At 65.3% G+C, this 26,350-nt stretch carries 25 protein-coding genes and 1 tRNA gene; 12 read left to right on the forward strand and 14 right to left on the reverse strand.

Features of this window, described 5'->3' with window-relative positions:
* Positions 1-51 precede the first annotated feature (51 nt).
* A complete protein-coding gene (locus tag KC8_RS14220) occupies positions 52-2,403 on the reverse strand; it encodes an FtsK/SpoIIIE family DNA translocase (protein WP_010124124.1) in 2,352 nt (783 codons plus the stop codon).
* Between the two features lie 162 nt (positions 2,404-2,565).
* Between KC8_RS14220 and KC8_RS14225 the strand changes: the two genes are divergently transcribed.
* From KC8_RS14225 to KC8_RS14245, 5 genes are all read left to right on the forward strand, one after another.
* A complete protein-coding gene (locus KC8_RS14225) occupies positions 2,566-3,783 on the forward strand; it encodes an FAD-dependent monooxygenase (protein ID WP_010124129.1) in 1,218 nt (405 codons plus the stop codon).
* A 73-nt stretch (positions 3,784-3,856) separates the two neighbouring features.
* Positions 3,857-4,825 (forward strand): glycosyltransferase family 2 protein, encoded by a 969-nt coding sequence (locus tag KC8_RS14230; RefSeq protein WP_010124130.1) that lies wholly within the window; start codon positions 3,857-3,859, stop codon positions 4,823-4,825.
* Positions 4,826-4,840: 15 nt separating this feature from the next.
* On the forward strand, positions 4,841-5,572 hold the full coding sequence (locus KC8_RS14235; protein ID WP_029624338.1) for a class I SAM-dependent methyltransferase: 732 nt from the start codon (positions 4,841-4,843) through the stop codon (positions 5,570-5,572).
* Positions 5,569-5,769 (forward strand): DUF5818 domain-containing protein, encoded by a 201-nt coding sequence (locus KC8_RS14240; protein ID WP_010124132.1) that lies wholly within the window; start codon positions 5,569-5,571, stop codon positions 5,767-5,769. Before KC8_RS14235 ends, KC8_RS14240 begins: the two co-directional genes overlap by 4 nt.
* A gap of 84 nt (positions 5,770-5,853) precedes the next feature.
* Positions 5,854-6,636: an SDR family NAD(P)-dependent oxidoreductase gene (locus KC8_RS14245; RefSeq protein ID WP_029624339.1), complete on the forward strand. Its 783-nt coding sequence runs from the start codon at positions 5,854-5,856 to the stop codon at positions 6,634-6,636.
* Between the two features lie 95 nt (positions 6,637-6,731).
* On the opposite strand, the gene KC8_RS14250 is transcribed toward KC8_RS14245, so the two are convergent.
* Both KC8_RS14250 and KC8_RS14255 read right to left on the reverse strand, forming a co-directional pair.
* Positions 6,732-6,805 (reverse strand) — tRNA-Gly (locus KC8_RS14250).
* Between the two features lie 219 nt (positions 6,806-7,024).
* Entirely contained in the window at positions 7,025-7,714 is a 690-nt protein-coding gene (locus KC8_RS14255) for a hypothetical protein (protein WP_010124135.1), read from the reverse strand.
* 180 nt (positions 7,715-7,894) lie between these two features.
* Here KC8_RS14255 and KC8_RS14260 point away from each other — a divergent pair, with 180 nt between their 5' ends.
* Positions 7,895-8,263 (forward strand): STAS/SEC14 domain-containing protein, encoded by a 369-nt coding sequence (locus KC8_RS14260; RefSeq protein WP_138956617.1) that lies wholly within the window; start codon positions 7,895-7,897, stop codon positions 8,261-8,263.
* A gap of 43 nt (positions 8,264-8,306) precedes the next feature.
* Here the strand turns inward: KC8_RS14260 and KC8_RS14265 are convergent, their stop codons facing one another.
* The 4 genes from KC8_RS14265 to KC8_RS14280 all read right to left on the reverse strand — a co-directional run bounded on the left by KC8_RS14265 (position 8,307) and on the right by KC8_RS14280 (position 12,755).
* Positions 8,307-9,530, reverse strand: a complete 1,224-nt coding sequence (locus tag KC8_RS14265) for a DUF1214 domain-containing protein (protein ID WP_010124138.1) — start codon at positions 9,528-9,530, stop codon at positions 8,307-8,309.
* Positions 9,527-10,798 (reverse strand): sulfotransferase family protein, encoded by a 1,272-nt coding sequence (locus KC8_RS14270; protein ID WP_029624340.1) that lies wholly within the window; start codon positions 10,796-10,798, stop codon positions 9,527-9,529. The genes KC8_RS14265 and KC8_RS14270 overlap by 4 nt, the downstream gene beginning before the upstream one ends.
* Complete coding sequence (locus KC8_RS14275) at positions 10,791-11,804, reverse strand: zinc-dependent alcohol dehydrogenase (protein ID WP_029624341.1); 1,014 nt, start codon at positions 11,802-11,804, stop codon at positions 10,791-10,793. The genes KC8_RS14270 and KC8_RS14275 overlap by 8 nt, the downstream gene beginning before the upstream one ends.
* A gap of 96 nt (positions 11,805-11,900) precedes the next feature.
* Entirely contained in the window at positions 11,901-12,755 is an 855-nt protein-coding gene (locus tag KC8_RS14280; RefSeq protein WP_029624342.1) for a helix-turn-helix transcriptional regulator, read from the reverse strand.
* Positions 12,756-13,041: 286 nt separating this feature from the next.
* Between KC8_RS14280 and KC8_RS14290 the strand changes: the two genes are divergently transcribed.
* Entirely contained in the window at positions 13,042-14,217 is a 1,176-nt protein-coding gene (locus KC8_RS14290; RefSeq protein ID WP_010124143.1) for a cytochrome P450, read from the forward strand.
* A 14-nt stretch (positions 14,218-14,231) separates the two neighbouring features.
* Positions 14,232-14,549: a 2Fe-2S iron-sulfur cluster-binding protein gene (locus tag KC8_RS14295; protein ID WP_010124144.1), complete on the forward strand. Its 318-nt coding sequence runs from the start codon at positions 14,232-14,234 to the stop codon at positions 14,547-14,549.
* A gap of 15 nt (positions 14,550-14,564) precedes the next feature.
* On the opposite strand, the gene KC8_RS14300 is transcribed toward KC8_RS14295, so the two are convergent.
* Positions 14,565-15,179 (reverse strand): hypothetical protein, encoded by a 615-nt coding sequence (locus KC8_RS14300; RefSeq protein WP_010124146.1) that lies wholly within the window; start codon positions 15,177-15,179, stop codon positions 14,565-14,567.
* Between the two features lie 214 nt (positions 15,180-15,393).
* Between KC8_RS14300 and KC8_RS14305 the strand changes: the two genes are divergently transcribed.
* Positions 15,394-16,614, forward strand: coding sequence for an argininosuccinate synthase (locus KC8_RS14305; protein ID WP_010124147.1), 1,221 nt, complete (start codon positions 15,394-15,396; stop codon positions 16,612-16,614).
* A 61-nt stretch (positions 16,615-16,675) separates the two neighbouring features.
* Here KC8_RS14305 and KC8_RS14310 read toward each other — a convergent pair whose 3' ends face one another.
* Positions 16,676-18,280, reverse strand: coding sequence for a hypothetical protein (locus tag KC8_RS14310; protein ID WP_010124148.1), 1,605 nt, complete (start codon positions 18,278-18,280; stop codon positions 16,676-16,678).
* A 98-nt stretch (positions 18,281-18,378) separates the two neighbouring features.
* Here KC8_RS14310 and KC8_RS14315 point away from each other — a divergent pair, with 98 nt between their 5' ends.
* On the forward strand, positions 18,379-20,172 hold the full coding sequence (locus KC8_RS14315) for an AcrB/AcrD/AcrF family protein (RefSeq protein ID WP_138956618.1): 1,794 nt from the start codon (positions 18,379-18,381) through the stop codon (positions 20,170-20,172).
* 52 nt (positions 20,173-20,224) lie between these two features.
* On the forward strand, positions 20,225-21,772 hold the full coding sequence (locus KC8_RS14320) for a hypothetical protein (RefSeq protein WP_010124151.1): 1,548 nt from the start codon (positions 20,225-20,227) through the stop codon (positions 21,770-21,772).
* A gap of 10 nt (positions 21,773-21,782) precedes the next feature.
* On the opposite strand, the gene KC8_RS14325 is transcribed toward KC8_RS14320, so the two are convergent.
* The 5 genes from KC8_RS14325 to KC8_RS14340 all read right to left on the reverse strand — a co-directional run bounded on the left by KC8_RS14325 (position 21,783) and on the right by KC8_RS14340 (position 24,863).
* The gene (locus KC8_RS14325) at positions 21,783-23,276 is read right to left on the reverse strand and encodes an ATP-binding protein (protein ID WP_192807685.1); all 1,494 of its coding nucleotides are present in this window, start codon (positions 23,274-23,276) and stop codon (positions 21,783-21,785) included.
* Positions 23,277-23,340: 64 nt separating this feature from the next.
* Positions 23,341-23,523, reverse strand: coding sequence for a hypothetical protein (locus KC8_RS14330; RefSeq protein WP_010124153.1), 183 nt, complete (start codon positions 23,521-23,523; stop codon positions 23,341-23,343).
* A 186-nt stretch (positions 23,524-23,709) separates the two neighbouring features.
* Positions 23,710-23,874 (reverse strand): hypothetical protein, encoded by a 165-nt coding sequence (locus tag KC8_RS19900; protein ID WP_157663928.1) that lies wholly within the window; start codon positions 23,872-23,874, stop codon positions 23,710-23,712.
* 152 nt (positions 23,875-24,026) lie between these two features.
* Positions 24,027-24,320 (reverse strand): hypothetical protein, encoded by a 294-nt coding sequence (locus KC8_RS14335; protein ID WP_010124154.1) that lies wholly within the window; start codon positions 24,318-24,320, stop codon positions 24,027-24,029.
* A gap of 120 nt (positions 24,321-24,440) precedes the next feature.
* Entirely contained in the window at positions 24,441-24,863 is a 423-nt protein-coding gene (locus KC8_RS14340) for a hemerythrin domain-containing protein (RefSeq protein WP_010124155.1), read from the reverse strand.
* A 159-nt stretch (positions 24,864-25,022) separates the two neighbouring features.
* On the opposite strand from KC8_RS14340, the gene KC8_RS14345 reads away from it, so the two are divergent.
* Positions 25,023-26,315, forward strand: coding sequence for a homoserine dehydrogenase (locus tag KC8_RS14345; protein ID WP_010124157.1), 1,293 nt, complete (start codon positions 25,023-25,025; stop codon positions 26,313-26,315).
* Positions 26,316-26,350: the final 35 nt, after the last annotated feature.

Here is a 26,350-nt window from a genome sequence, read left to right on the forward strand (position 1 = left end):
CGGCGCGGGATTGAACGGGTTCTGAACCGGCCGGTTGCCTGGCGTTCAGCGTCAGCCCAGCCGCCGGCCGAAATCGGGCAAGTCGCCCACGTCGAGCAACACTTCGCGCCGGCCGACATGATCGGGTTGCGAGATGACCGCATCCTTTTCCATCCGTTCGATCAGGCGCGCGGCCGAATTATATCCGACGCGCAACTGGCGCTGAAGCCAGCTGGTCGATGCCTTGCGGTTTTCGACGACGAGCTGGACGGCGCGGCGATAATCCTTGGTTTCGGGATCGTCGGGGCCGGTGGGCGCGCCTTCCAGTTCGTAGGATTCGAGCGGTTCTTCGGTGACGGCGGTGATATATTCGGGCGTGCCTTGCGCCTTCCAGTGATCGGCGACGGCGCGAACTTCGTCGTCGGACACGAACGGGCCGTGGACGCGGGCGATCTGCTTGCCGCCGGGCATGAACAGCATGTCGCCCTTGCCGAGCAATTGTTCGGCGCCCTGTTCGCCCAGGATGGTGCGCGAATCGATCTTCGACGTGACCTGGAAGCTGATCCGCGTCGGCAAATTGGCCTTGATCACGCCGGTGATGACATCGACCGAGGGACGCTGCGTCGCCATGATCAGGTGGATCCCGGCGGCGCGCGCCTTTTGCGCCAGGCGCTGGATCAGAAATTCCACTTCCTTGCCCGCCGTCATCATCAGATCGGCCAGTTCGTCGACGATCACGACGATCTGGGGCAGGATTTCATATTCGAGGCTTTCTTCCTCGTAGATCGGCTGGCCGGTTTCGGCGTCATAGCCGGTCTGCACCCGGCGGGTGATCGGCTTGTTCTTGGCCTTGGCGGTGCGCAGCAGTTCGTTGAAGCTGGCAAGGCTGCGCACGCCGACCGAGGCCATCATGCGATAGCGATCCTCCATCTGTTCGACCGCCCATTTCAAGGCACGGACCGCCTTTTGCGGTTCGGTGACGACGGGCGAAAGGAGGTGGGGGATGTCGTCATAGACGCTGAGTTCCAGCATCTTCGGATCGATCATGATCATCCGGCACTGTTCCGGTGTCAGCCGGTACAGCAGCGACACGATCATGCAGTTGAGGCCGACCGACTTGCCCGACCCGGTGGTGCCCGCGACCAGCAGATGCGGCATGGGGGCCAGATCGTGGATCACCGGATCGCCGGCGATGTTCTTGCCAAGGACCAGCGGCAGCGCGCCGCCTTGCGTTTCGAACGCGGCGCTGTCGATCAGTTCGCGCAGCACCACCGATTCGCGCACCTTGTTGGGCAGTTCGATGCCGATGACGGTGCGGCCGGGAATGGTGGCCACGCGCGCCGACAAGGCGGACATGTTGCGGGCGATATCGTCGGCGAGCTGGATGACGCGGCTGGCCTTGATGCCGGCGGCCGGCTCCAGTTCGTACATGGTGACGACCGGGCCGGGGCGCACTTCGACGATGCGGCCCTTGACGTGGAAATCATCGAGCACGGTTTCGAGCAGGCGGGCATTGCGTTCCAGCCCCGCGCGATCGATCGTCGGACCGGTGGATGCCGGCGGTTCGGCCAGCAGGGTCAGTGGCGGCAGGACGTAGGTGTCGCCCAGTGGAAGCTGGCGCTGTTCGCGCTTGCGGGTGTCGCCTTGCTGCGGGCGGCGTTCGGGTTCCTTGATCGTCGGGCCGGGCTGATCGGCATTGTCGGCCAGCGGGGGTTCGACCCGTGCGCGCGGCGGCCGGGCGGCTTCGCGCGGCCGGGACGGCGCATCATCCCGGCCGACCACGCGATCGAGCAGGACGGCGTCTTCGTCTTCATCGCGATCGGCGCGGTTGCGCGTGCGGAACAGCCAGCCGCGTTCGCTGGCTTCCAGCCCAAGGCCCCACACCCAGATGGCGAGGCCACCGGCGCCAAACAGCAGGATGGTGGTGATGCGCAGCCCCGTGATCCAGGTGGGATCGCCCGCCAGCCCCACCAGCGAATCGACGCCGCGCGCCGCGATCAGCCCGATCGCGCCGCCCCAGCCGGCCGGTAGCCCCGAAACCGATCCGCCGCGCAGCAACGACAGGGCGATGCCGAACAGCAGCACCCCGAGCAGGCACAGGGCCAGCGATCGTTTCCACCGCCCGATGGATGCGCCGCGCCACAGCCGCAGCCCGGCGATCACCCCGATCGGCAGCAGCAGCGCGGCGGGTGGCCCCAGCAGGCTGAGCAGCAGATCGGCCACCCATGCGCCGACCGGGCCGAGAATGTTGCTGACGTCACCCCCGGCGGCGGTGTTGAGCGCGGCATCGGTTGGCTGGTAGCTGGCCAGTGCGAAGGCGAGCATCAGCATCAGCGCGAGCAGGCCGAGCGCTGCCCCGATCGATCCGCCGCGCTGTGCTGCGCGACGCGCCGATTCCCGCCAAACAGGTTGTTCCGTTGCCATGCTGCCCGCCATTGCCGCCCCCGCCCGGCCGGTATGCGCCGGGCGTGCCTGAAATGTTCCGTCGCGCGACCATGCCCTTGGCGGCGACTCCCGGTCAAGCGCGGCTGCGGCGAGCCGTCGAGACTGGTGGCGCGGATCGCCGACACGGGCTAACAGGCGATCATGGAAAGCGATGTCATCATCCTTGGCGGCGGCCTTGTCGGCCTGACGCTGGCGATCGCGCTCGATGCGCACGGCCTGAGTTCGATCGTGATCGATCCGGCGGACCCGCAGGCGACGCTTGCGGCGGGCTTTGACGGCCGCGCATCGGCGGTGGCCAGCGCGCCGTGGCGGATGCTGCAGACGATCGGCGTCGGCGCGCGGCTGGAAGGCAAGGGCTGCCCGATCGAAACGATCCGCGTGACGGATGGGCTGACCCCGCAGGCCCTGCTGTTCGAACCGGGCGAGGATGACGGCGCGGTCGGCATCATGTTCGAAAATCGCGCGTTGCGCACGGCGCTGCGCGAATCGGCGCTGGCCGCCAAGAATATCACGCTGCTGATGCCCGCGCGGCCGGCGGACGTGCGCCGCGACGCAACCGGCGCGCATGTGACGTTGGCGGACGGGCGGACGGTGCGCGGATCGTTGCTGATCGGCGCCGAAGGGCGGCGTTCGCCGACGCGCGAGGCCGCCGGCATCCGCATCGCCAACTGGAGCTATGATCACACCGCGATCATCGGTTCGGTGACGCACGAACGCCCGCATGAAGGCGTCGCCCATGAAATCTTCTATCCGCAAGGGCCATTTGCGATCCTGCCGTTGAACGACGACGCGGACGGGCGGCATCGTTCGGCGATCGTGTGGACGGTCAGCGGCAAGGATGCGCCGGCGATGCTGGGGCTGGGGCCGCGCGCCTTTGCGGCCGAAGCATATAAGAAGATGGGCGGGCTGCTGGGCGCGATCGAACTGGCGTCGCCCTTGTCCAGCTATCCGCTGGGTTTCCACCATGCCGCCAAGATCACCGGCGAACGGCTGGCGCTGGTGGGCGATGCCGCACACGGCATCCACCCGATCGCCGGGCAGGGCCTGAACCTTGGTTTCCGCGATGTCGCCTGCTTCACCGAAGTGCTGGTCGAAGGCGCGCGGCTGGGGATGGATCTGGGCGATGCGCAACTGCTGGCGCGTTATGAACGGTGGCGTTCGCTCGACACCTTCATGGTCGCGGCGGCCACCGACGGGCTGACCCGGTTGTTCGGGGTGCGCGGCCGCACGGCTTCGGCCGTCCGCCGCTTCGGCCTTGGCGCGGTCGAACGGATCGCACCGCTCAAGCGCCGCTTCATGGCCGAAGCGCGTGGCGAAACCGGCAAACTGCCGCGCCTGTTGCAGGGCCTGCACGCCTGATCCCGCCAAAATCTGTGTTCGATCGCCGCGCAACCCGCTATGCGCGGCGCGAGACCCAATGGAAAACCCCGCGATGCCCGTTCCGCCCGTAGCGCCGCGCCTGTCGGTGATCGTGCCCGTCAAGGACGAAGAGGAAGCGATCGCGCCGTTCGTGGCGCGTGTCACCGCCGTGCTCGATGCCCTGCGCGAACCCGGCAACGTCCCGCTGGGCTGGGAAATATTGTTCATCGACGATGGCAGCCATGATGCGACGCTGGCCGCGATCCATGCCGCGCACCGCGCCGACCCGCGCATCCGGGCGCTGTCGCTGTCGCGCAATTTCGGCAAGGAAGCCGCGCTGTCGGCCGGGCTGGATCATGCGCGCGGCGATGCCGTCATCCCGATCGACGTGGATATGCAGGATCCGCCCGAAGTGATCGGCGCCATGCTCGATCATTGGCGCGCCGGATTCGAGGTGGTTTACGGCGTCCGGCGCGACCGCCAGACGGATTCGCTGCCCAAGCGGATCACCGCCGAATTTTATTACCGCGCGCACAACTGGCTGTCGTCGGACAAGATCCCCGAACATGCCGGCGATTTCCGCCTGCTCGATCGCAAGGTGGTCGAGGTGATCCGCGCGATGCCCGAACGCAACCGATTCATGAAGGGGCTGTTCGCGTGGAGCGGCTTCCGCCAGACGGCGGTGGAATATGACCGGGCCGAACGCGCTGTCGGCACCACCAAGTTCAACTATTGGAAGCTGTGGACGCTGGCGATCGACGGCATCACATCGGCGTCGACGGTGCCGCTCAGGGTGTGGAGCTATCTGGGCGCGATGGTCGCCTTGTTCGCGCTGCTTTACGCCGGCTATGTCGTCATCCGCACGGTGCTGCTGGGCGCGGACGTCGCCGGCTACCCGTCGATGATGGTGGCGACCCTGTTTCTCGGCGGCGTGCAGCTGCTCTCGCTTGGCATCCTTGGCGAATATGTCGGGCGCATCCTCGTCGAGGTGAAGCACCGGCCGATCTATGTGATCCGCATGCGGATCGGAGAGGATGATTGAAGGCCGTGATTCGTCATGGATAGAGCCATTTACGATCGCATGGCGGAGATTGACGGCGCGCACTGGTGGTTCGTCGCGCGGCGCCGGATCATCGCCACGCTGATCGAACAGCAGGCCCGGCCCAGGCCCGGCGCACGCATATTGGAAGTGGGCTGCGGCACCGGATCGAACATCCCGATGCTGCAACGCTACGGCACGGTCGATGCGATCGAGCCGGACGATCAGGCGCGCGCGCTGACGACCGCGCGCACCGGCGTCGCGGTAAAAGGCGGGCTGCTGCCCGATGGCGTGGACCTGGAGGACGGCGCCTACGACCTGATCGTCCTGCTCGATGTGCTGGAACATATTCCCGGCGATCGCGAAGCGCTGGCGTCGCTGGTGCCAAGGCTGGCGCCCGGCGGCCGCATCCTCGTCACCGTGCCGGCCGCCCCCTGGATGTGGAGCGCGCACGACGTGGCGCACCATCATCAGCGGCGCTACACGATGGCGGGGGCAAAGCGCGTGTTCGCCGACAGCGGGCTGCGGGTGCGGCACGCGACCCATTTCAACACCGTCCTGTTCCCGCTGATCGCGGCGGCGCGCGGGCTGGGCAAGATCACCGGGCGTGAAGGCGGGGATGACGCCATGCCGTCGCCACCGGTCAATCGCATCCTCGAAGGGCTGTTCGCCGCCGAGCGCCACTGGGTGGGCCGCCACAGCCTGCCATTCGGCGTGTCGATCGGGCTGGTCGCGGAACCGGCGGCGTGAATCCGGGTGATGCGGCCGAAGCCAGCGGCCTGCTGATCCGCGATGGCGGCGGCTTTGTCCTGAAATGCGATGGCGGCGGCGTGTGGCGGCTCGATCTGCCGCGCACCCCGGTCGATCTGGTGGAAAAACGCGTGCGGGTGAGCGGAATCCGGTTGCCCGACGGCCGGATCGAAGCGAGCGCGATCCGCCCGGATTGAACGGCCATACGCCGCAAATGGACGGTGTTGTCACCCCTGCTTGCTGGCATGGATGGCGATCAATCGGAGCATAAGGAGAAGAATATGCGGCGTCTGGAAGGTAAGGTAGCGATCGTAACCGGCGGTGCGCGCGGCATTGGCGAAGGCATCGTCCGTCGTTTCGTGCAGGAAGGCGCGCGCGTCGTGATCGCCGATCTGCTGGAAGCCGAAGGCACGGCACTGGCCGCCGAACTGGGCGACGTGACCGTGTTCGAAAAGCTCAACGTTTCGTCGCGCGCCGAATGGGACCGCGTGATCGCGGCGACCGAAGCGCGCTTCGGCAAGCTCGATTGCCTGGTCAACAATGCCGGCATCCTGATTTTCAAGGCGCTCGACGATCTGACCGAAGAAGAAATGCGCCGGATCATCGAGGTCAACCTGATCGGCACGATGATCGGCACGCAGGCCGTGATCCCCGCGATCGAACGCGCCGGTGGCGGCACGATCATCAACATGAGTTCGGCCGACGGCATTTCGGCGGCGAACGGCCTTAGCCCCTATTGCGCGTCGAAGTTCGGCGTGCGTGGCTTCAGCCAGTCGGTCGCGCTGGAACTTGGCCCGCGCGGCATCCGCGTCAACACGATCCACCCGGGCGGCATCTATACGCCGCTGGCCAACCAGGCCGGGGTGACCCGCGAAATGTTCGACATGGGCTTCAAGGTCTATCCGGCGCAGCGCGCAGGCGATCCGGCGGATATCGGCGCGGCGGCCGCGTTCCTCGCGTCGGACGATGCCGCCTATTGCATCGGCACCGAATTGTCGGTCGATGGCGGCCTGAACGCCGGCCATTATTACATGGCGGTTCCGGGCGCGCCGAAGCAGGGCTAAGCGCTGATATGGGCTGCGGGGACGTGGACAGCCACGGACCCGCAGACCCGCCAGCAGGTGCATAACGCCTGTAAGATATGCGCTTGTGACAAGGTTGGAGCGGGTAAGGGGAATCGAACCCCTCTAGCTAGCTTGGAAGGCTAGAGCATTACCACTATGCTATACCCGCACTCTCAACCACTTAACGGCTTATCCGCCGTATCAGTTCGCAGGGCGGTTGCCACGGCCCGGCTGATCCGCTCGCTCAGTGCCACTACAACCGCTGCGGCGTCAACATAGGTTCTGTGGATTCGTTCGACGTTTTCCGGCGAGCAGACAATGATACCCGCGATTTCGTCGACGACGGCCTGTCCAGGCGGTTCTCACGCCATCGTATCCGACCGTAATCTCAGCGGCCGGTTATGCCTCTGGGACGAATGCCAGGCTTGCTGAGCCATTCATTCAGATTGTACAATTCGCTACGATGGCGAGGCGGACACTGGCCGTTATTCCCCGGCATCACAGCCAGTGCAGCGACCTTGTCCTTGCTCCGAAAATGGCTGATCGTGAGGCGGATGCCATCGGTTGCGGCGACCTTGTGAAATGCGCTCTTCTTGTCCGCTTTCATCCCATTGAGTTGACCATCCACATCCGTCCAATGTTGTTTCATTTCACCGCTGGCGATGGCCTGGGCCATTTCCTGTGACTGGCTTCCATCGGGCAGCGTATATTGCGGCGTGCAGACCAGGATGTCGCTCCCGATCGAACGACCGGCCGTCGCGCTTGTCGGCCCGTTCCTGGGTGGAAGAGGTTCGGCCGTGGATGATTGCACCCCCTGCAATATCTTGGCCCGGCACGCCTTGGCTTTGGGCTGCATCCTTTGCAGTTCTTCCTGCGACCGGCTCAGTTCGATTGTCAGGACACAGCGGCATAAAGCGTCACATTGCTTGCCGCTGATCGTGCGCTCTTCCATGCATCCTTGAACACAGCCGGAAAAGCCGGCGAGGCCGCCCATCAGGCCCGTTTGTGCGACTGCGGTGTTGGAAGCCGTAAGGCTGCACAGGAACATGGCCGCCAGAAAATTCCCACGGAATTTCATGCTTCCTCCCCACACTTCCTAAGGGCGGATAGAGATCGTCGCTATTCTGCCCCACCGGGTGATCACGCTCGGATATTAGTACATTGTTCCGGTCGCTGCTATTGTCCGGCGGAGGTAGAGCGCGGCGCATGGATACGGATTGGCCGCCGACCGTTATCCCGTGACAGGCAGGAGGCGATGATGCTCGAAATCCTTCCGTCCCCCGATCATGTCGCGGCGTATCGGCTGGCCGGCACGCTTGACGGTGATGATTATGACCGGATGATCGCCGACATCGAAGCACGGCTGGCGCGGCATGAGAAGATTGGCGTGCTCGCCGATCTCACCCATTTTACGGATATCACCTTCGAAGCCGGGCTGAAGGACGCGCGCTACAGCCTGTCCAAGCTGTTTCAGCTCAACCGGTTCCCACGGGAAGCGGTGATTACGGACCGGCAGTGGATCCGCACGATGGTCAATGTCATGCGGCCGCTGGTGCCGTTCGTCGAACTGCGGACGTTCGAACCCCGCGATGCGGCCGAGGCGATGGACTGGGCGGCCGGCATCTGATCCGCGGCGGTGATGGCGCGAACGCCGCCACCGCCGCCAGAGATCAATCGGTGATTTCGCCGGTTTCGACCGCCTCGACCGTATCGAGTGCGGCAAGGCCGTCACGCTTGAGCGCTGCGAGCGACACGCGGTGGAGCGTTACCGCCGGCGGTTCGCCCTGCGTCTTGATCAGGCGCAGGCTCCACCCGCCATGGGCGTGGCCATAGGGATCGATCCAGTTGCCGCCGATGCCCGGATCCTCATCCGCCACGATCAGGCGGATCGACCCGTCGGCTTCGTAATTGGCCGTGTATTTCTGCACATAGCCCTGGCCGTCTTCGTAATTATCCAGATTTTCCTGCCAGATGTTGCACAGCTGGAAGATCCAGTAATCGCATTCGGTGGGGGTGAAGTGGAGGACGAGCGCTTCGTCCGCCGCCTTTTCCCATGTGCCGAAGCCATGATGGCGATCGGGGACGCCGCCGTTCGACAGATAGACCGCCCGGCTGAAGCGGACGCGGTTGGGCCGCTTGCCCAGATTATCCTGCCACCAGGCGCGCACCAGTTCGGCATAGGCAAGGACCAACTGGCCGGATTTGGCGAGCGCCTCGCTCATGTCTGCCGGCCGGATCGGGCGGGGTTCGGATCCGTCGAGCCGTTCGATCCGCATCACCGGCGCCACCGTCTTGCCGCGTTCGTGATAGACGGTGCGGACGAGCAGGCCGACGCAATGTTCGCTGATCGGCAGCCAGGCGACGTCGCCTTCGGGCTTCTTCTGGCTGACGATCACTTCGAAATTGCCGTCGGCGTCGAAACGGATCGTGTCGCTTTGCAAGAAGCCGGTGGTGCGCAGGGTGGCCGGATCGAATTCAGCCAGGCCATCGGTGCCGCGTTCCGCCCAGTCGCGCGCGCCGATATCGGTGGGCTGCTTGGCATCCCACGCCGCCATCACGAAATAAGGGATCGTGCCGCGATTGCCGACGATGCGGTAATCGGCCGATCCGTCGACAAATTCCGCAAGCAGATGATCCTGATCGGGCGACTGGAAATTGATCCCCTGCCGCCACGGCGCATCGCGCAGGCGGGGGCGTTCCGGCTCGCAATTTTCCATGAAGCGTTCGAAGCCGTTGCGCATCAGGCGCGTCATGAAACGATACCATTCGGCGCGGTCGAGCGTGTCGGCATCATCGCCGAAACGGTTGATCATATGGCCGGCGCGGCGCACCGTTTCGCAATAATCATCCCATGCGCGGCCCGAAAGCAGGCGATCGTTGGCGGCGTCGGTCATGCTGTCTCTCCGGCCATACGCTCCCGCCGGACGGGGAAGCGATCATAATAGAATTGGAAGCGTTCGCGCAGTTCGCCGATGTTGACGCCGAAATCGCCGGCGAGATCATAGACGACCTGGCCATGCTTGCCGCGCGGATTGGCGGCGAGGAAGCCATCGATGCTGGCTTCGGCGTCCGGCGTCATTTCCAGATCGGCCATGGTGTAAACCTTGGCGATCACCGCTTTCTGATCGGCCATATATTCGTGGAACAGCACGTCGAGGGAACGGCCGGCGGGAAGCTTGTCATGGTCGCGCACGCAGGCGCGCAGCAGCATTTCGATCCGGTCGATCCAGTAGGTCGCCAGTTCGTTGAGATCGAGCGGCAGGGTGCGGCGGATGCGATCGCCATAAGCCAGCATGGTGATCGCCGACTGGATCACCGCCAGCGGATCGCGGTGCGTGACGATCACCGTCGCGTCCGGGTAGGTCGCGGTCAACGGCCCGAAATTTTCCATGTGCGGGGGCGATTTCATCACCCAGCGATTGGGACCGCGCAGCCACGTCATCGCCTGCAGCACGCGCTTGCCATAGGCATAATGCGGCGTCTGATCATGGCGGGCATAATATTCGCGCCACGCATAAGGCCGGCTGAGCCATTCGGGCAGATAGGACGAGAAATCCGCGCCCTGCAGTTCGATATCCTCATGGGTGTGATCGGGCGCCATTTCGTGCATCGCGGGCATCAGCGGCACGAGCGTTTCGAACTGGCCCCACATTTCGCGGGTGCGGGTGTAGCGCGGATCTTCGCCGGGCACGGTCTGCGGATCATTGTCCGCCGGGATCGGCTCCATCGTTTCCCACAACGGCATCGACCGCAGGCGCGGATCCGCGGCGAGGATGTTGACGAGGTGGGTGGTGCCCGAACGCGGCAGGCCGGCGATCAGGATCGGCCGGTCGATCGCGACATCGGCGATTTCCGGGTGGCGGCGGTGGAGATTCTCGACGCGCAACCGCGCCGACGCATAGCGCACGCAATCGCCGAACATGCCGGCGCGGCCGAGCGGGCCGAGGCCGGTATCGGCGTCGAATGCGGCCAGCCACACGCCCAGCCGCTCGCGGAAATCGGGTGCGCCGAAATCATCGAGGCCGGTGGCCGCGCGCGCGGCGGCCAGCACCGCTTCGATGTCCATCGTCACGGGCGGGGCGGAGCCGATCACCATCTTCTGGAGATCGGTGAGTTCGGGATTGGCGAGATCGGCAATGCGGATCATGTTCGTGTCAGTCATCAAATGTCACCAGCACCTTGGCGGACGCGTCCTTGTCTTGGGCGACGGCGAACGCGGTCATGAAATCATCGAGCGGGAAGCTGTGGCTGATCATCGGCGCGACATCGATCGCGGGATCATTGAGCGTCGCGATCACATCGGGAAACTCGTCCGGGTAAGCCATCGAGGTAATGATCGACATTTCCTTGCCGAGCGCCATCTGGAAGTTCACCGGCACCGGTTCGTGGTGGACCGCGACGACCAGCATCGTCGCGTGGAACGGCGCCATGCGGACGATCGACTGGAGGACGGGGGCAGCACCCGTCACTTCGAACCACAGATTGGCGTTGACCACCGGCCAGCCGAACACGTCGCCAGCGCCAAAGGCCTTGCCGAGCGCGGCCTCCACATCTTCATTGGTCGGATTGATCGTGACGGTGGCGCCCAGCTGGCGCGCGCGTTCGAGCCGCTGTTCGGTCATGTCGACCACCGCAATGTCGGTCAGCCCGCGCTGTTTCAGGAATAAGAGGATGCCGAGGCCGATCGGCCCCGCGCCGAACAGGACGACCTTGTCACCCGGTTTCGCGCCCGAACGGTTGACGGCATGGAGGCCGACCGACAGCGGTTCGGCGAGCGCCGCGCGATCGAACGCCATCGTGTCCGGAATCTTGTGAATCGCGCCGCCCACAGTGGCGTTGCGGACGAGCAGATAGGGCGCGAACGCCCCTTCGGGCACGCCATTGCCGATGCCGTTGCCATCCCCCATCGGGTTGACGATGACGCGATCCCCGGCGGAAATCCCCGTCACATCGGCGCCGACTTCGGAAACGGTGCCCGACAGTTCATGGCCGAGGCCGAACGGATCGATCGTGGGCGCGGCCACGCCGCCGGCGTGGACATAGGTGACATCGCTGCCGCAGATGCCGGCCGTCGCGACGCGGACGATCACGTCCTTTGGCCCCGCTACCGGGGTGTCGATCTCGTCGAGCCGGACATCGTCAGGCCCGTGAACGCGAACCGCCTTCATCTTCATCTCCCTTGCATTGCGCTCAGGATAAGGCGGTGAGAAGCATTCCGCGCGCTGATTCACTTTCGTCGGGCAGCACAGGCTTGTGCCGACCGGTCATTTGTACCGATCGCGATAGGTGCTGGGAGCAAGGCCCGCGACGCGGCGGAAGGCGGTGGAAAAGACGCCCTGATTGGCAAAGCCGAGATCATAGGCGATCGCCTTCAATGGCAGATCGGTATCGGCAAGCAGCCGGCGCGCCTGATCCATGCGCTTGGCTTCGACCCATGCACGCACGGTGAGGCCGGTGGTATCGCGGAACAAGGTGGTCAGGCGGCGCGGGCTCATCCCCAGCAAGCCCGCAAGCGTGCTGATCGTCGGTGCACGGCGCGGGAAGGCATCGACATATTCATCGAGCCGGCGCAGTTGGGTGGCGTTGAGCTGGCCGCTGGTGCGCGGCGCGGACGTGGTATCGGCGTGCAGGAAGCGGCTGAGTTCGGCAAGCGCGGCAAGGCCGAGGCCTTCGATCAGCGTTTCGGTGGCAAAGCCGGGCGCGCGCAATTCTTCAGCCATCCGCCGCAGCATCGCATCGATCGCGCCGCCGGCGGTGCCGCCGACATCCAGCGTTGCGAGCAGGCGGCCCCGGCTCCAGCCATCGTCGATCCGGGTGACGCGATCGAACAAGGTGCGATCGAACAGGCAACTGAGCGTCATCGGCTTGCCGCCATCGCCACGGAAATGGCAATCGGCAGCGGGCGGGGTGAAGACGATATTGCCCAGCCCGTGATAATCGCCGCCGCCATCATAGCGCCCAAGGCGTTCGACCGGATAAGGCGGCAGCATCATGCTGACGACCGGACGTTCCTCGCGCACCGTCATTTCAACCGGCGCGGGCAGATCATAACGGCGCAGCTGGACGGCGATGCCCTCGACTGACGTTTCGGCCAATGTTGTCCAGTTCAATTGCGCCATCACCCGCCTCTCGCTTCGAAAGATGACATAATTCAGCGGCCATATGCATGCTTTGCGTGGTTATGGCTGCGTCAGGCGCAGCATAAGCGCATTTGCATGCGTGAAGCAAATTATCGTCGGACCGGCGGCATTCCGGGCATTGCGAAGCATTGATGGCCATTATGATAAAATTGTCCTGATATGCGCCATATCGTCATTTAGCGACGGATCGATCGTCGCCTAGATTCCCGGCGTCGCCACAAGCTGCCCGCCAAAAGGGCGCACGGCGGCGGGAGAGGGCTGGCGCATGGCGCATGACGATGTGAATTACGATCCGTTCGACTATGCGCTGCACGACGATCCCTATCAGGTGTATCGCCGGCTGCGCGATGAAGCGCCGGTGTTCCACAATGCCAGGTTCGATTTCTGGGCGCTGTCACGCTATGACGATTGCCTGGCGGCGGTACGCAATTTCGGCCTGTTTTCCAGCGCGCAGGGCACCACGCTCGAACCGCTCAAGGCGCAGTTGCCGGTCCTGATCAACGCTGATCCGCCGGTTCACACCAGGATGCGCCACCTGATCGCGGGCCTGTTCACCCCGGCCAAGGTGGCGGTGCTGGAAGACAATGTGCGGACCCTGGCGCGCACGCTGCTGGCGCCGCATCGCGATGCGGGGCGCATCGACATCATCACCGATTTTGCCGCCAAGCTGCCGATGGCGATCATCTGCCGCCTGCTTGGTTTTCCCAGTGCCGATGAGGACAAATTGCGCGACTGGACCGATACGGTGGTCCACCGCGACGAAGGCGTGTTCGAAATGCCCGACGAAGGGATGCACGCGACCATCGCCCTGTTTGGCTATTTCGACGAAGACATGAAGCGCCGCGCGGGTGAACCGCCGCGCGACGATATCATCGCCGCGCTGATGGCGGCCGAGGCCGCGGGCGAACTCACCCATGAAGAGGTGCTGGGCTATATCTTCATCCTGTCGATTGCCGGCAATGAAACGACGACCAAGCTGATCGGCAACATGGTGTTCCAGTTGCATCGTCACCCCGATCAACTGGCGTTGCTGCGCGCCGATCCGGCGCTGCTGCCTTCGGCGATCGAGGAAACGATGCGGTTCGACGGACCGACGCAGATGATGGCGCGGACGACGACGCGCGAGGTGGAACTGCACGGCCGGACGATTCCGGCCGGCGCGAAGGTGGCGTTGCTGTTCACCTGCGCCAATCGCGACGAACGCAAATATGAGCATGCCGAAATGTACGACATCCGCCGCAACCCGCGCGATCATCTGGGCTTTGGCGGCGGGCTGCACGCCTGTCTGGGGGCGGCGCTGGCGCGGCTGGAGGCAAAGGTGGCGATGGAGGAACTGTTGGCGATGATGGGTGATTTCGCGGTCGACGAGGCGGGCCTCCAGCGGATGCATTCGCCACAGGTGCGCGGTTTCACCCACGTTCCCGTCACCTTCACGGCCTGAGCGGGAGCGCGGATATGCCCAGCATCACCTATATCCAGCAGGACGGCGTGGCCGTTTCCGCCGACGCCCTGCCGCTGATGACCCTGATGGAAACCGCCCTGATGGGTGGGGTCGACGGGATCATCGGCACCTGTGGTGGCATTTGTTCGTGCGCAACCTGCCATGTCTGGATCGACCCGGCCTGGGCCGACCGGCTGGAAGCGCCGAATGCGGAGGAGGCCGAAATGATCGAGGGCCTCGTCCATCGCCAGCCGACAAGCCGGCTTGGTTGTCAGGTTGCGCTGAACGAGGCCCTTGATGGCCTGATCGTGCGGGTGCCGCCGGCCGAATAGCCGGCGGCGTTTCCCTTATTTGGGCTGGGGCGCGCTGGCCGGCTTAGGCCCGCGTTCCGCGCGCATCTGGGCAAAGGCGGCCTTGCGTTCGCCCGACGTGACCGTGCCATCCTTGTTGGTGTCGACCTTATCGAACCAGGCGAGGCGCGTTGCGGTGGCTTCGGCGAGCGTGACCTTGCCATCCTTGTTGGCGTCGATCATCGCGAACCAGTTGCCCCCGCGGTCGCCGCCGCCCCAGCGATGGCCGCCCATCCGATCACCGCGATGGTGGCCGCCGCGGCCGGCTTCATGATCGCCACCGCCACGCCGTTCGGCAAAGCGTTCGCGGCCCTGTCCACGCCCGGCATCAAATTCGGCGCGGCTGATCTGGCCGTTCTTGTCGGTATCGAGCGCGGCGAAGCGCTGGTCGGCGCGTTCCTTCATCCGCGCATCGCGGCCGGCCTTGATTTCGTCCTGCGTGACGATGCCGTCCTTGTTGAGATCCATCCGGGCGAAATGATCCTTCACCTTGGCTTCGACCGCCGCGCGGGTTTCGACGCGATCCTTTCCGGCGGGCGGCGTTGCCTGAAAGGCCAGCGCCGGAATGGCGATGAGGGCGGCGAGCGAGGCACCGATTGCGAGCTTCTTCATGGAGTTCGTTCCTTCCATTCTGTCGGCCGCGCCGTGCGGCCTTCCGGGTACCTTCCCCGATTCGCAGAGGGATGTTGCCGGCGATGTTCGACCCTGAAAGCAAGTTTCAATGCTGACATGTTGGGCTGGTGCAACTGTATCGCGCTTGAACGACTCCCGAACGCTGTGGCAGAGCGCGCCAACACCGGTGAGCCGGCCCCTTTCGGAGATCGAGATGACGAACGATGTGAAGCGCGTGGTGCTGGCCTATTCCGGGGGGCTCGATACGAGCGTCATCCTGAAATGGCTGCAGCAGACCTACGGCTGCGAGGTCGTCACCTTCACCGCCGATCTCGGCCAGGGCGAGGAACTGGAGCCGGCCCGCGCCAAGGCCAAGCTGATGGGCATCAAGGACGAGCATATCTTCATCGACGATCTCCGCGAGGAGTTCGTGAAGGATTATGTCTATCCGATGATGCGCGCCAACGCGCTGTACGAAGGGCTTTATCTGCTGGGCACGTCGATCGCGCGGCCGCTGATCGCCAAGCGCCAGATCGAAATCGCCAAGATGGTCGGCGCCGATGCCGTCAGCCATGGCGCCACCGGCAAGGGCAATGATCAGGTTCGGTTCGAACTGGGCTATTATGCGCTGTCGCCCGACATCAAGGTGATCGCGCCATGGCGCGAATGGGATCTGACCAGCCGCACCGCGCTGATCGACTTTGCCGAAAAGCACCAGATCCCGGTGCCCAAGGACAAGCGCGGCGAATCGCCTTTCTCGACCGACGCGAATCTTCTGCACACCTCGTCCGAGGGCAAGGTGCTGGAAGATCCGTGGGAAGAAGTGCCGGATTATGTCTTCTCGCGCACCGTCAATCCCGAGGACGCGCCCGACAGCCCCGAAATCATCACGGTGGATTTCGAGCGCGGCGATGCGGTGGCGATCAACGGCGAAGGCCTGTCGCCGGCAACGCTGCTCGCCAAGCTCAACGATCTTGGCCGCAAGCACGGTATCGGCCGGCTTGATCTGGTCGAGAACCGTTTCGTCGGCATGAAGAGCCGGGGCATGTATGAAACGCCGGGCGGCACGATCCTCCACCTCGCGCATCGCGGGATCGAACAGATCACGCTCGATCGGGGTGCGGCGCATCTGAAGGACGAACTCGCCCCGCGTTATGCCGAACTGATCTATAACGGCTTCTGGTTCTCGCCCGAGCGTGAAATGCTGCAGGCGGCGATCGATCACAGCCAGGACAAGGTGACGGGCACCGTTCGCCTGAAACTCTACAAGGGTGGCGTCTACGTCATCGGCCGCAAGTCGCCCTACACGCTCTACAGCGAAAAGGTCGTCACGTTCGAGGACGATGCCGGTGCCTATGACCAGCGCGACGCGGCGGGCTTCATCAAGCTCAATGCGCTGCGCCTGCGCCTGCTGGGCCGCCGCGACGGGCGGTAATTCGTCCCGTAGCGAATATGGATCGCCGCCCCGGCCTAGTGCGGGGGCGGCGATTTTCGTTTCAGGGTTTTGACGGTATGCACCGCGCCCGCTTGGCCGGGAAGGACGGCGGCGGGCTGGCGACATCGGGGCGGGCCAGGCCGATGATGTCGATCGGATAGGTTTCGCAATCGGCGACGCGGACGCGCCCGAATTCAAGTGCGCGCAGCAGATGATCGCCCTTGTCATAGGCGTTGGCGCCCAGCCGCAGCAGCCAGATCGTCGGCACGCGCTGCGCATCGGGCGCATCGGCCAAGGCCTTGAGCCGTTCGGCCGGCAGCGAGACGACGCCACGGCTGCCGGTGGGATTCCACGCTCCCGGGCCACCGTTGAGCGTGGGGACGGCGGTGGGGATCGGCCGGGTCGCGACGATCATGCCGAGATCACGCGCCGCATAATCGAACGGCAGCGCCCCTTCATTGGGATAGGCCCAGACGATATCGCCGGGGCGATAGCGTTCGTCCAGCCAGCGCAGCGCCGGATACCAGTCCTGCATCGGCGGGCCGGCGCGACGTTGCCGGTCGATCGTCACCATCTGCCAGGCCAGCACGATCAACGGCAGCGGTGCCAGCCAGCGCCACCAGCCGCGCGTCGCCAGAAACCCGCCGGCGCCGATCGCGAACAGCAGCAGCGTTGGCACCGCCACCGCCGTCATCGTCCGCACGATGAAGACCGGCGCCACCAGCAGCGACACTGTAATCGATGCGATCACCGGGATCAGGGATGTGGCCAGCAGCGCCAGGCCCAGCCGGCGGCCCGGACCGGACCAGGCCAGCGTCCATAACCCGAACAGTGCGAGCACGCCGGCGGCTATCATTCCCGTGATGGTGCGCACGCCATAAAGTTCGGCAAGCCGCCATTCGAGGCCGGTAAAGCTGAAGCGCAGCCAGGTGGATTGCACCCAGGTCGGCGCCTGATCGATCAGGATCAGGAGACCGGGCAGATATAACAGGCCCGCGAGCGCGTGGCCGCCGAAGAAGCGCAGCCAGTCGTTGCGGGCCAATCCCCGCCGCGCGATCAGCGCCAGCGCGGCAAGGCCGAGGCTGGCGGCATAAAGCACGCCAAGGCTGTGCAGCCAAAAGGTGCAGGCAAGGCTGGCAATATAGAGCGCGAAGGGCCGGGGCGGGATCGCGCCGGTTTCGCCGGTGATGCGCGCGGCGCGCAGCAGGGCCAGCAGGGCCATTGCATAGACGAGGATCAGCACGGGATAAGGCCGCACCTCGCGCGCCATTTCGACCAGCGCCGGCGACAACGCCGCCAGCACGAGCGATGCGGCCATGATCGGCAAGGCGGGCAGGCGCAGCATCCGCGCCGCTTCGCGCGCCGCCAGCGCCATGACCGGCAGGGTCAGCATGCCGCACACCATGCCCAGCGCGCGCAAACCCGCGAGCGAATCGCCAAAGCCAAGCGTCCACAGCCGCAACAGCGAATAATAAAATGGCGGATGCGTTTCGTACCGAGGCACGATCTGCCACAGGAAATCGAAGCCCTTGTTCGCCGCATAGGCGCTGTAGGCTTCGTCGAGCCATAAGGGTTCGGCCAGCGTGCCGGCAATTCTGAACCATGCGGCAGCGGCGAATATGAGGATCGCCGCAAGGGCGATCGCGTGGTTTCTGATCCGGGTCACGGGATCGCGCTGTAATGATCGCTGCGGCCGATTTGAAGCGGTCGTGCGGCACAGCGCGGTTAACCCGATGTTGGCGGCTGCGGGGGTATGCGGCGGTCGTGCAACATGAACCAATCGATCTGCCCGTGGCGCAAACCACCGCGACGCCCAGCGCCCGCTGGTGGGGCGGGCTGCTGGCCTTATGGGCTTCGGCTGCGGCGTGGATGGTGTGGCGCCAATGGCCGGCGATCGTCATGGGCGCGCTGCCTGACACCGATGATAATATGCGGATGCTGCAGGTGCGCGACTGGTTGGCCGGCCAGGGTTGGTTCGACACGCGCCAATCGCGCCTCGACTGGCCGGTGGGTGCCGATATCCACTGGAGCCGGCTGGTCGATCTGCCGCTGGCTGCGATCATTCGCCCGCTTGCCCCTTTCATCGGCCAACCTGCGGCGGAACTGGCTGCGGCCGTCATCGTGCCGCTGATCACCCTGCTGGCGGCCATGGCCGCCGCAGCGCTGATCGCGCGGCGGACGATCGCGCCATCGGCCTGGGGCTGGGCGCCGCTGATCCTGCTGTTCGCGGGGCCCGTCACCGGCATGCTTTCGCCACTCAGGATCGATCACCATGGCTGGCAGATCGTTGCCCTGCTGGCGATGGCAGGCGGCCTTGTCGCGCCCGAACGGCGCGCGGGCGGCGCGGTCGCGGGTCTGGCCATCGCCGCGTCGCTGGCCATCGGGGTGGAAATGCTGCCCTTCCTGCTGCTGGGGCTGGCGCTTGCTGCGTTTGGCTGGATCGCCGAACCGGCCGAACGCGCGCGTTTGCGCATGCTGGCGGTGACACTGGCGATCGGCATCGGCGCGGCGCTGCTGCTGTTCATCCCGCCAGCCGCGCGTTTCGGTTTCGGGTGCGACACGCTTTCGGTGGCGTGGGCGCTGCCGATCCTGATCGGATGCGCCGGGATCGGCGTGGCGACGATCCGGCCGGTTGCCACACCGGGCCGGCGAGTGGCGGTGCTGGGGCTGATCGGCGTGGCGGCAGCCCTGCCCCTGGCGGGACCGGCGGGCGGGTGCCTGATCGATCCGTACCATGCGGTTGATCCGGAAGCGCGGCGGCTCTGGCTGGAGATGGTCGTCGAAGCCTTGCCGCTGTACCGGCAATCCACCGAAACCCTGGTTGCAGCCCTTGTGCTGCCGCTGATTGGCGTTGTGGGTGCGCTTGCCATGCTGCGCATCCGTGGATGGGATCGGGGTTGGCTGATCCTGCTTGCGCTGGCGATCGCAGCCATCGGCCTGATGCTGCTGCAGACGCGGGCGGCGGTGGCGGCGCAGGCGTTGGCGGTGCCCGGCGCGGCAGCATTGGGCTGGCTGGCCCACCGGCGCATTGCCGCCAGCCAATCATCGCTGATTCGGGTTTTCGGGACGGTTCTTCTGGCGCTGACGGTGACCGCTCTCATTCCGCGCATGGTGGTGGCCCTGGCGGTGGGCGATCCGCCCGACACGACATCCGAAGCGCGGGCCAAAAGCGCCACGACGGCCTGCCTGGATTCGACCGCGCTTGCGGCGCTGGATGCCGTGCCTGCGGGTACGATGCTGGCAACCATCGATGCAACCCCGGCCCTGATCGTGCACAGCCATCATCGGGGTATCGCCGGGCCATATCACCGCAATGGCCGCGCGATCGCCGATGTGATGGCGGCGTGGAGCGGTGATGACACCGCCGCGCGGACCATCCTGAAACGGCATCAAGCCACGCTGGTGGCGATCTGCGGAACGCCGACCGAGGCCGAAATCTATGCCCGGCGCAACCCGCAGGGGCTGCATGCCCGCCTGTCGGCCGGACATGTGCCCCACTGGCTGGCGCCGGTCGCGGCAGGTGGAACGCCCTGGCGGGTGTGGCGAATCATCGGCTGAGACAAAATCGCCGCTTGCGGGCCGGCGCAGGGCGGAGAATAAGCGCCGGCGCATGACTGCCACATCCCCCAACGATCGCCAGCCATGGTGGGCCGACTGGCGTTATGCCGTGGCACTGGTTCTCCTGTGCGCGGTCCCCCTGATCTATCCGCCCTTGCCGCCATTGACCGACGTGCTGGGCCATCTTGCGCGCTATCACGTCCAGCTCACGATCGGCGATTCGCCATATCTGTCGCGCTATTTCGGTTTCGAATGGGCGCTGCTGGGCAATCTCGGGGTCGATCTGCTGGTCATCCCCATGTCCAAGCTGTTCGGTCTCCAGCTTTCGGTAAAGCTGATTGCGCTGGCGGTGCCGCCGCTGACGGCAGCCGGCTTGCTGCTGATCGCGCGCGAAGTGCATGGACGTGTGCCGCCGACGGCCGCGTTCGCGCTGCCGCTGGCCTTTGGCTATCCGTTCCAGTTCGGGTTCCTCAACTTTGCACTGTCGATGGCGTTGGCCTTTCTGGCGTTCGCCTTGTGGTTGCGGCTTGGCCGTGCCGGGCGGTGGACATTGCGCGCGGCCCTGTTTGTTCCGATCGGCAGCCTGATCTGGCTGGTCCACAGCTTCGGCTGGGGGGTGCTGGGGCTGCTGGCCTTCGCATCGGAACTGGTGCGTGATCGCGGACAGGGTGGCAGCCGGTTCCACGCAATCTGGCGGGCGGGGCTGGCGACCTGGCCGTTATGGCCGCCGATCGCGCTGATGCTGGCGTGGCGCAGCGGCAATGTTGCCGGGCAGACAGGCGACTGGTTCAATCTTGCCGCCAAGTTCCGCTGGCTGATCTGGGCGCTGCGCGAACGCTGGATGCTGTTCGACATTGGCAGCGTTGCGGTGCTGTGCGGCCTGCTGGTCGCCGGATTGTTCCGGATCAGATTGCGGTTCGAGCGGATGCTGGGGCTGGCGACGTTGATCCTGCTGCTTGTGTTCATCCTGTTGCCGCGGATCCTGCTGGGATCGGCTTATGCCGACATGCGGTTGCTGCCTTATGCCCTGGCGATTGGATTGATCGCCTTGGCCCCGGCTGCGGATAGCAGCCGGCGCTTCATCACCGGGATCGCCCTTGCCGCCACGCTGTTCTGCGTTGCGCGGGTTGGTGCAACGACATGGAATTTCGCGCATTTCTCGCGCGCATATGATGGCCAGCTGGGTGCGATCGATCATATCCGCCCCGGATCGGCGGTGATGGTGCTGGTCAATCTCAAATGCCAGTCGCACTGGGCGACATCGCGCATGGACCATCTTGGCAGCCAGGCGATCGTGCGGCGTGATGCCTTTGCCAACGGCCAGTGGGCGATGGCCGGCGCGCAGTTGCTGACGGTGAAATATGCCGCGGCCGGGCGGTTTGCGACCGATCCGACCCAATTGCTTCGTCCGCAGGAATGCCATGGAGCCGGCGAGCCGACGTGGGACGACACGCTCGCCAATTTTCCGCGCGACGCCTTCGATTATTTCTGGCTGATCGATATGCCGCGGGATCGCTGGCCGCACGAACCGGATCTGGTGCCGATCTGGCACGGGCGGGATCGTGGCGTGCTTTATCGCGTGGTCAAGCCGGCGGGCTGATCCGGCCGGATCAGAACAGCGTGGCGTTGTCGGTCGGCCGTGGGGCCGGACGGGCCGGGGCTTCGGCATCGGCGGCGGACGATGCGGTGGTCCAGCCCAGACGCGGCAGGACGATCGACCGCTTGCCACCCAGATCGGTGCGCACGACGATCAGATCGCGGGCCTCCATATAGGCGATCAGCCGACGGACGCGGCCGGGCGAGCGGGTGCCATAGACTTCGCCCAGTTCGGTTTCGCCGGGGGCTTCGCGGCCTTCGCGGGCGGCGCGTGCGATCAGCAGGAACGCGCCCAGCATGTCTTCGGGTAGTTCGCCGGCCAGCGCCAGCGCATCGGCCCAGCCTTCTTCGCGTTCGTCGAACAGGCCGGCGCGCGCCATCGCCATGCGACGGCGAAAGGCCGGAAGATCAAGCGGCACATCGCTCAACCGGCGCATCCGGCAGCGCAGCTGGAAATCCTGATACAGCACGGCGACCGAACGGAACGAGGCGTCCGGGTCGGCGCTGATATCGGCGAGCACCGCGGCGATGATCGCCTCACGTTCGTCTTCGTCCATGGCGGGGGCTGCCGGGCTGTCGGTGGCGGGCGCAAGCTGCGGCCGGGCGATGGTGCGGATCAGTTCTTCCGACGGCACGGGGGCACGGACAGGCGGCGGCGGCGGCGGGGGCGAATCATCGCGGGCGAGGATGAGCTGGCCGACATCTTCGCCCGATGCCGCCGGCAGCGGCACCAGCTTGGGACTGCCGCTACGGGCCGACGTCTGCACCGTGCCGATGTTGATCGCGACCGGGCGGCGCGACACTGCGGGGCCAAGCGCCAGAAACTGGCCCCGCGCAAGATCGCGAATCTGTTCGGCCTGACGCCGTTCCATGCCCAGCAGATCGGCCGCACGCGCCATATCGATATCGAGGAAGGTGCGGCCCATCAGGAAGTTGGAGGCTTCGGCTGCGACATTCTTGGCCAGCTTGGCGAGGCGCTGGGTGGCGATCACCCCGGCCAGCCCGCGCTTGCGCCCGCGACACATCAGATTGGTCATCGCCCCCAGCGATGCGCGGCGGGCTTCGTCGGAAACCTCGCCGGCGACGGCGGGCGCGAACAACTGGGCTTCATCGACGACGACCAGTGCGGGATACCAATGATCGCGCGGGGCATCGAACAAGGCGGCGAGGAAGACGGCCGCGCAACGCATCTGCGCTTCCAGTTCCAGCCCTTCGAGACTGAGCACCACCGAGACGCGATGTTCGCGCACGCGGGTGGCCACACGGGCGATTTCCGCCTCGCTATAATCGCCGGCTTCGATGGCGAGATGCCCGAAAGGCCCGGACAGCGTGACGAAATCGCCCTCGGGATCGATCACGATCTGCTGGACGACCCCGGCGCTTTCTTCGAGCATCCGGCGCAGCAGATGCGATTTGCCCGATCCCGAATTGCCCTGGACGAGCAGGCGGGTCGCCAGAAGCTCCTCCACGTCCATCACCACCGGGCGGCCGGCGGCGTCGTTGCCCATTTCGATGTTGATCGTCACGCACTGCCTTTGGCCGATCAGGGGGGGCGGCGGCAAGGGCGATGCGTCAGGACATGGGCACGGGCGCCTTTAATTCGCGATCGAGATGGTGGAGGGCGAGATCGAGCGTCGCGGCGGCGGGCGACCGGGAATGGGCGTCCAGCCGATCGAGCGCGTCGACCATCAGCGCGCGCGCCACGCGCAACGCATCACGCCGCTGCCGATTTTTATACGCTTCAGAATTACGCATATTTAACAATCCGAATCGAGATTGTTGCCAGCTTGCGTAATCAGCTTGGCTTTATCCACCCGTAACATTCAGATCGTTCCAGCTTTCGTCTCCCTTATGGAGGTAATTTGCCGTCGCTTCGGAAACAGACGGGCCACCCAAGAAAAGGGCCGCCCGCAGGCGGCCCAATCAAGAGACCATATAAGGTCAGCGTTGTTTGTCGCGATCCGTCCGTTCGCGTCCCTCATCGCCCTGGCGATCGCTGGGCTGGCCGCGCTGCTGTTGCTGTTGCTGGCGCTTGGCCTGTTGCTGACGTTCGCGTTCCTGATTGCGGGCCATTTCGTCATGGCCATCCTGCTTCTGGTTCGGCATGCCGATACTCCTTTCACAGCCCCGTCGAGGGGGCGCAGGAAGAACAAGGCGGGAGCGATCTCGTTCCTCCGTTCGAGGGCAATGGCACTTCAAACGCGACGTTCTGCAAGCGCAACGGCCCCGCGCTTCGGGATGCGCGGGGCCGGTTGGCATCAGCGGCTGGCGATTTGGGCGACCCAGTCGCTGCGGCGAAATTCGACGTTGGTGTTGTTGACGATGCCGCGGACGCGATCGCCACGGACATTCAGGTCGAACTTCACGAATTTTCCGACGACATGGCCCTTGAGGCGGGTGATTTCGCCGACCTGGGCAGATTTGACGACATATTCGTCGCCGTTGCGGGTGAAACGGCTTTCGGTCCATTCGGTTTTCGCCGACGCTGGCGCGATAGCGAGAACCGGGGCGGTGAAAGCGAAAAATGTGGCTGCAATCTTCAGAAGGCGCATCGAACGATCTCCATTTGGGTATCGATCAGGCTCGCTCTCCTGCCGGAAAAGTTATGGTGCAGTGCATCATTGCTGCAAGTGCGAAGGATGTCCGGACGATTGCGCGGGGCGCAATCCTTGTCAGGCCGCCCGCCGGGCCACGGCGCGTTCGGCCAATGGATAGAGGATGCGGTCCTCGCGCAGGATGCGGGTGGCCAACAGATTGAGCAGAGGTTCGGTGGCTGCGGCGAATCCGCGCCAGTCGGCGGCGATCGCCCGATCGTCCCACAACCGGCAATATTCCGACCAGGCGGCGCCAAGGCCGCCCAACTCGTCGACGAACATCCGGGCCACGGCGGCCATGCGCCGGTCGCCATCGGCGATCAGGCTGGGGTAGATCAGCCCATCTTCGGCCGCGAGATGCCGGGCCAGCAAATCGGCAAATTCGCGACGTTCCTGAAGCAGACGGGGCGACATGGTGGGCTGGGCGATCGCCTGACGCAGCCGCATGGCACGGCGGGTCAGATCCGAATGTTCCCGCCGAAGCGACGGTATCGTAGACATGGGCGCGACTCCATGATCGTAATTTCAGGCCCCAGCCTGACGAAACTAGGGGCGGAGCGGTAAACAAATGCTTGAGGCGCGACGCATGCCGCAAATGCTTGGCAAGGCGGCATGCAGGCGACTAGGAGGCAGGGAGAATTTAGCCTGGAGAAATGGTTCATGACGCAGCCGTTGCGCATCGCGCTCGCGGGGCTTGGCACGGTTGGCGGTGGGGTGGTGAAGCTGCTCGACGCAAACCGCGCATTGATCGAACGTCGGGCAGGGCGCCCGATCGTGATTACCGCGATTTCCGCGCGCGATCGCACGCGCGATCGCGGTGTCGACCTGTCCCGTTTCGATTGGGCCGACGATACGGCTGCGCTGGCCGCGCGTGATGATGTCGACGTGGTCGTCGAACTGATCGGCGGCGCCGATGGCCCGGCGCTGACATTGGCGCGGGCCACGCTGGCGGGGGGCAAGGCGTTCGTCACCGCCAACAAGGCGATGATCGCACATCACGGCATCGAACTGGCCGAAGCCGCCGAAAAGGCTGGCGCCGCGCTGAAATATGAAGCGGCGGTGGCCGGCGGCATTCCCGTCATCAAGGGCCTGCGCGAAGGTGCGGCCGCCAACGAGATCGGCCATGTCTATGGCATCCTCAACGGCACCTGCAATTACATCCTGACCAAGATGGAACAGGAAGGGCTGGATTTTGCCGATGTGCTCGCCGAAGCGCAGGCGCTTGGCTATGCCGAAGCCGATCCCAGTTTCGATATCGACGGCGTCGACGCCGCGCACAAGCTGTCGATCCTCGCCAGCCTCGCGTTCGGCACGACCCTGGATTTCGATGCGGTGCAGATTTCGGGCATCCGCCATGTCATTGCGGCGGATATCGCCGAAGCCGCGGCCCTTGGCTTTCGTGTTCGTCTGGTGGGCCTTGCCGAAGCCGGCGGAGGCGGGCTGTTCCAGCGTGTCCATGCCTGCCTTGTTCCGCTGGCCCATCCGCTGGCGCATGTCGTCGGTTCGCTGAATGCCGTGGTGGCCGAGGGCAATTTCGTCGGGCGGCTGTTTTTCGAGGGCCGTGGCGCTGGCGAAGGGCCGACCGCATCGGCGGTTGTCGCCGACCTGATCGATATTGCGCGCGGCGAATATGGCCCGGCCTTCGCGATGCCGGTGGCGAGCCTCGCCCGGCTTGGCCCGGCGGCGGCCGGCGAACGCCATGGCCGCGCATATCTGCGTTTCACCGTCGCCGATCGGCCGGGCGTGCTGGCGGAAATCACCGCGGCGATGCGCGATGCCGGCGTGTCGATCGAAAGCATGATCCAGCGCGGCGTGGCGGCCGATGGCAATGTGCTGCTGGTGATGGTGACGCATGACTGCCCGGAACAGGCCGTGACGCAGGCGCTGGAACGATTGAACGGATCGTCCAGCCTGCTGGGCAAGCCGATGCTGATGCACATCCTGGATATCTGACGCGTCTGTCGGAAGCGGTGGCCGTTGGTGCGGGG

The organism is Sphingomonas sp. KC8 (assembly GCF_002151445.1).
GTDB lineage: Bacteria > Pseudomonadota > Alphaproteobacteria > Sphingomonadales > Sphingomonadaceae > Sphingomonas_E.

Excerpts from the sequence above, each read along its gene's own strand:
- KC8_RS14220 (WP_010124124.1), bottom strand. The coding sequence starts at position 2,403 with ATGGCAACGGAACAACCTGTTTGGCGGGAATCGGCGCGTCGCGCAGCA.
- KC8_RS14225 (WP_010124129.1), top strand. The coding sequence starts at position 2,566 with ATGGAAAGCGATGTCATCATCCTTGGCGGCGGCCTTGTCGGCCTGACG.
- KC8_RS14230 (WP_010124130.1), top strand. The coding sequence starts at position 3,857 with ATGCCCGTTCCGCCCGTAGCGCCGCGCCTGTCGGTGATCGTGCCCGTC.
- KC8_RS14235 (WP_029624338.1), top strand. The coding sequence starts at position 4,841 with ATGGATAGAGCCATTTACGATCGCATGGCGGAGATTGACGGCGCGCAC.
- KC8_RS14245 (WP_029624339.1), top strand. The coding sequence starts at position 5,854 with ATGCGGCGTCTGGAAGGTAAGGTAGCGATCGTAACCGGCGGTGCGCGC.
- KC8_RS14255 (WP_010124135.1), bottom strand. The coding sequence starts at position 7,714 with ATGAAATTCCGTGGGAATTTTCTGGCGGCCATGTTCCTGTGCAGCCTT.
- KC8_RS14260 (WP_138956617.1), top strand. The coding sequence starts at position 7,895 with ATGCTCGAAATCCTTCCGTCCCCCGATCATGTCGCGGCGTATCGGCTG.
- KC8_RS14265 (WP_010124138.1), bottom strand. The coding sequence starts at position 9,530 with ATGACCGACGCCGCCAACGATCGCCTGCTTTCGGGCCGCGCATGGGAT.
- KC8_RS14270 (WP_029624340.1), bottom strand. The coding sequence starts at position 10,798 with ATGACTGACACGAACATGATCCGCATTGCCGATCTCGCCAATCCCGAA.
- KC8_RS14275 (WP_029624341.1), bottom strand. The coding sequence starts at position 11,804 with ATGAAGGCGGTTCGCGTTCACGGGCCTGACGATGTCCGGCTCGACGAG.
- KC8_RS14280 (WP_029624342.1), bottom strand. The coding sequence starts at position 12,755 with ATGGCGCAATTGAACTGGACAACATTGGCCGAAACGTCAGTCGAGGGC.
- KC8_RS14290 (WP_010124143.1), top strand. The coding sequence starts at position 13,042 with ATGGCGCATGACGATGTGAATTACGATCCGTTCGACTATGCGCTGCAC.
- KC8_RS14295 (WP_010124144.1), top strand. The coding sequence starts at position 14,232 with ATGCCCAGCATCACCTATATCCAGCAGGACGGCGTGGCCGTTTCCGCC.
- KC8_RS14300 (WP_010124146.1), bottom strand. The coding sequence starts at position 15,179 with ATGAAGAAGCTCGCAATCGGTGCCTCGCTCGCCGCCCTCATCGCCATT.
- KC8_RS14305 (WP_010124147.1), top strand. The coding sequence starts at position 15,394 with ATGACGAACGATGTGAAGCGCGTGGTGCTGGCCTATTCCGGGGGGCTC.
- KC8_RS14320 (WP_010124151.1), top strand. The coding sequence starts at position 20,225 with ATGACTGCCACATCCCCCAACGATCGCCAGCCATGGTGGGCCGACTGG.
- KC8_RS14325 (WP_192807685.1), bottom strand. The coding sequence starts at position 23,276 with ATGGGCAACGACGCCGCCGGCCGCCCGGTGGTGATGGACGTGGAGGAG.
- KC8_RS14330 (WP_010124153.1), bottom strand. The coding sequence starts at position 23,523 with ATGCGTAATTCTGAAGCGTATAAAAATCGGCAGCGGCGTGATGCGTTG.
- KC8_RS19900 (WP_157663928.1), bottom strand. The coding sequence starts at position 23,874 with ATGCCGAACCAGAAGCAGGATGGCCATGACGAAATGGCCCGCAATCAG.
- KC8_RS14335 (WP_010124154.1), bottom strand. The coding sequence starts at position 24,320 with ATGCGCCTTCTGAAGATTGCAGCCACATTTTTCGCTTTCACCGCCCCG.
- KC8_RS14340 (WP_010124155.1), bottom strand. The coding sequence starts at position 24,863 with ATGTCTACGATACCGTCGCTTCGGCGGGAACATTCGGATCTGACCCGC.
- KC8_RS14345 (WP_010124157.1), top strand. The coding sequence starts at position 25,023 with ATGACGCAGCCGTTGCGCATCGCGCTCGCGGGGCTTGGCACGGTTGGC.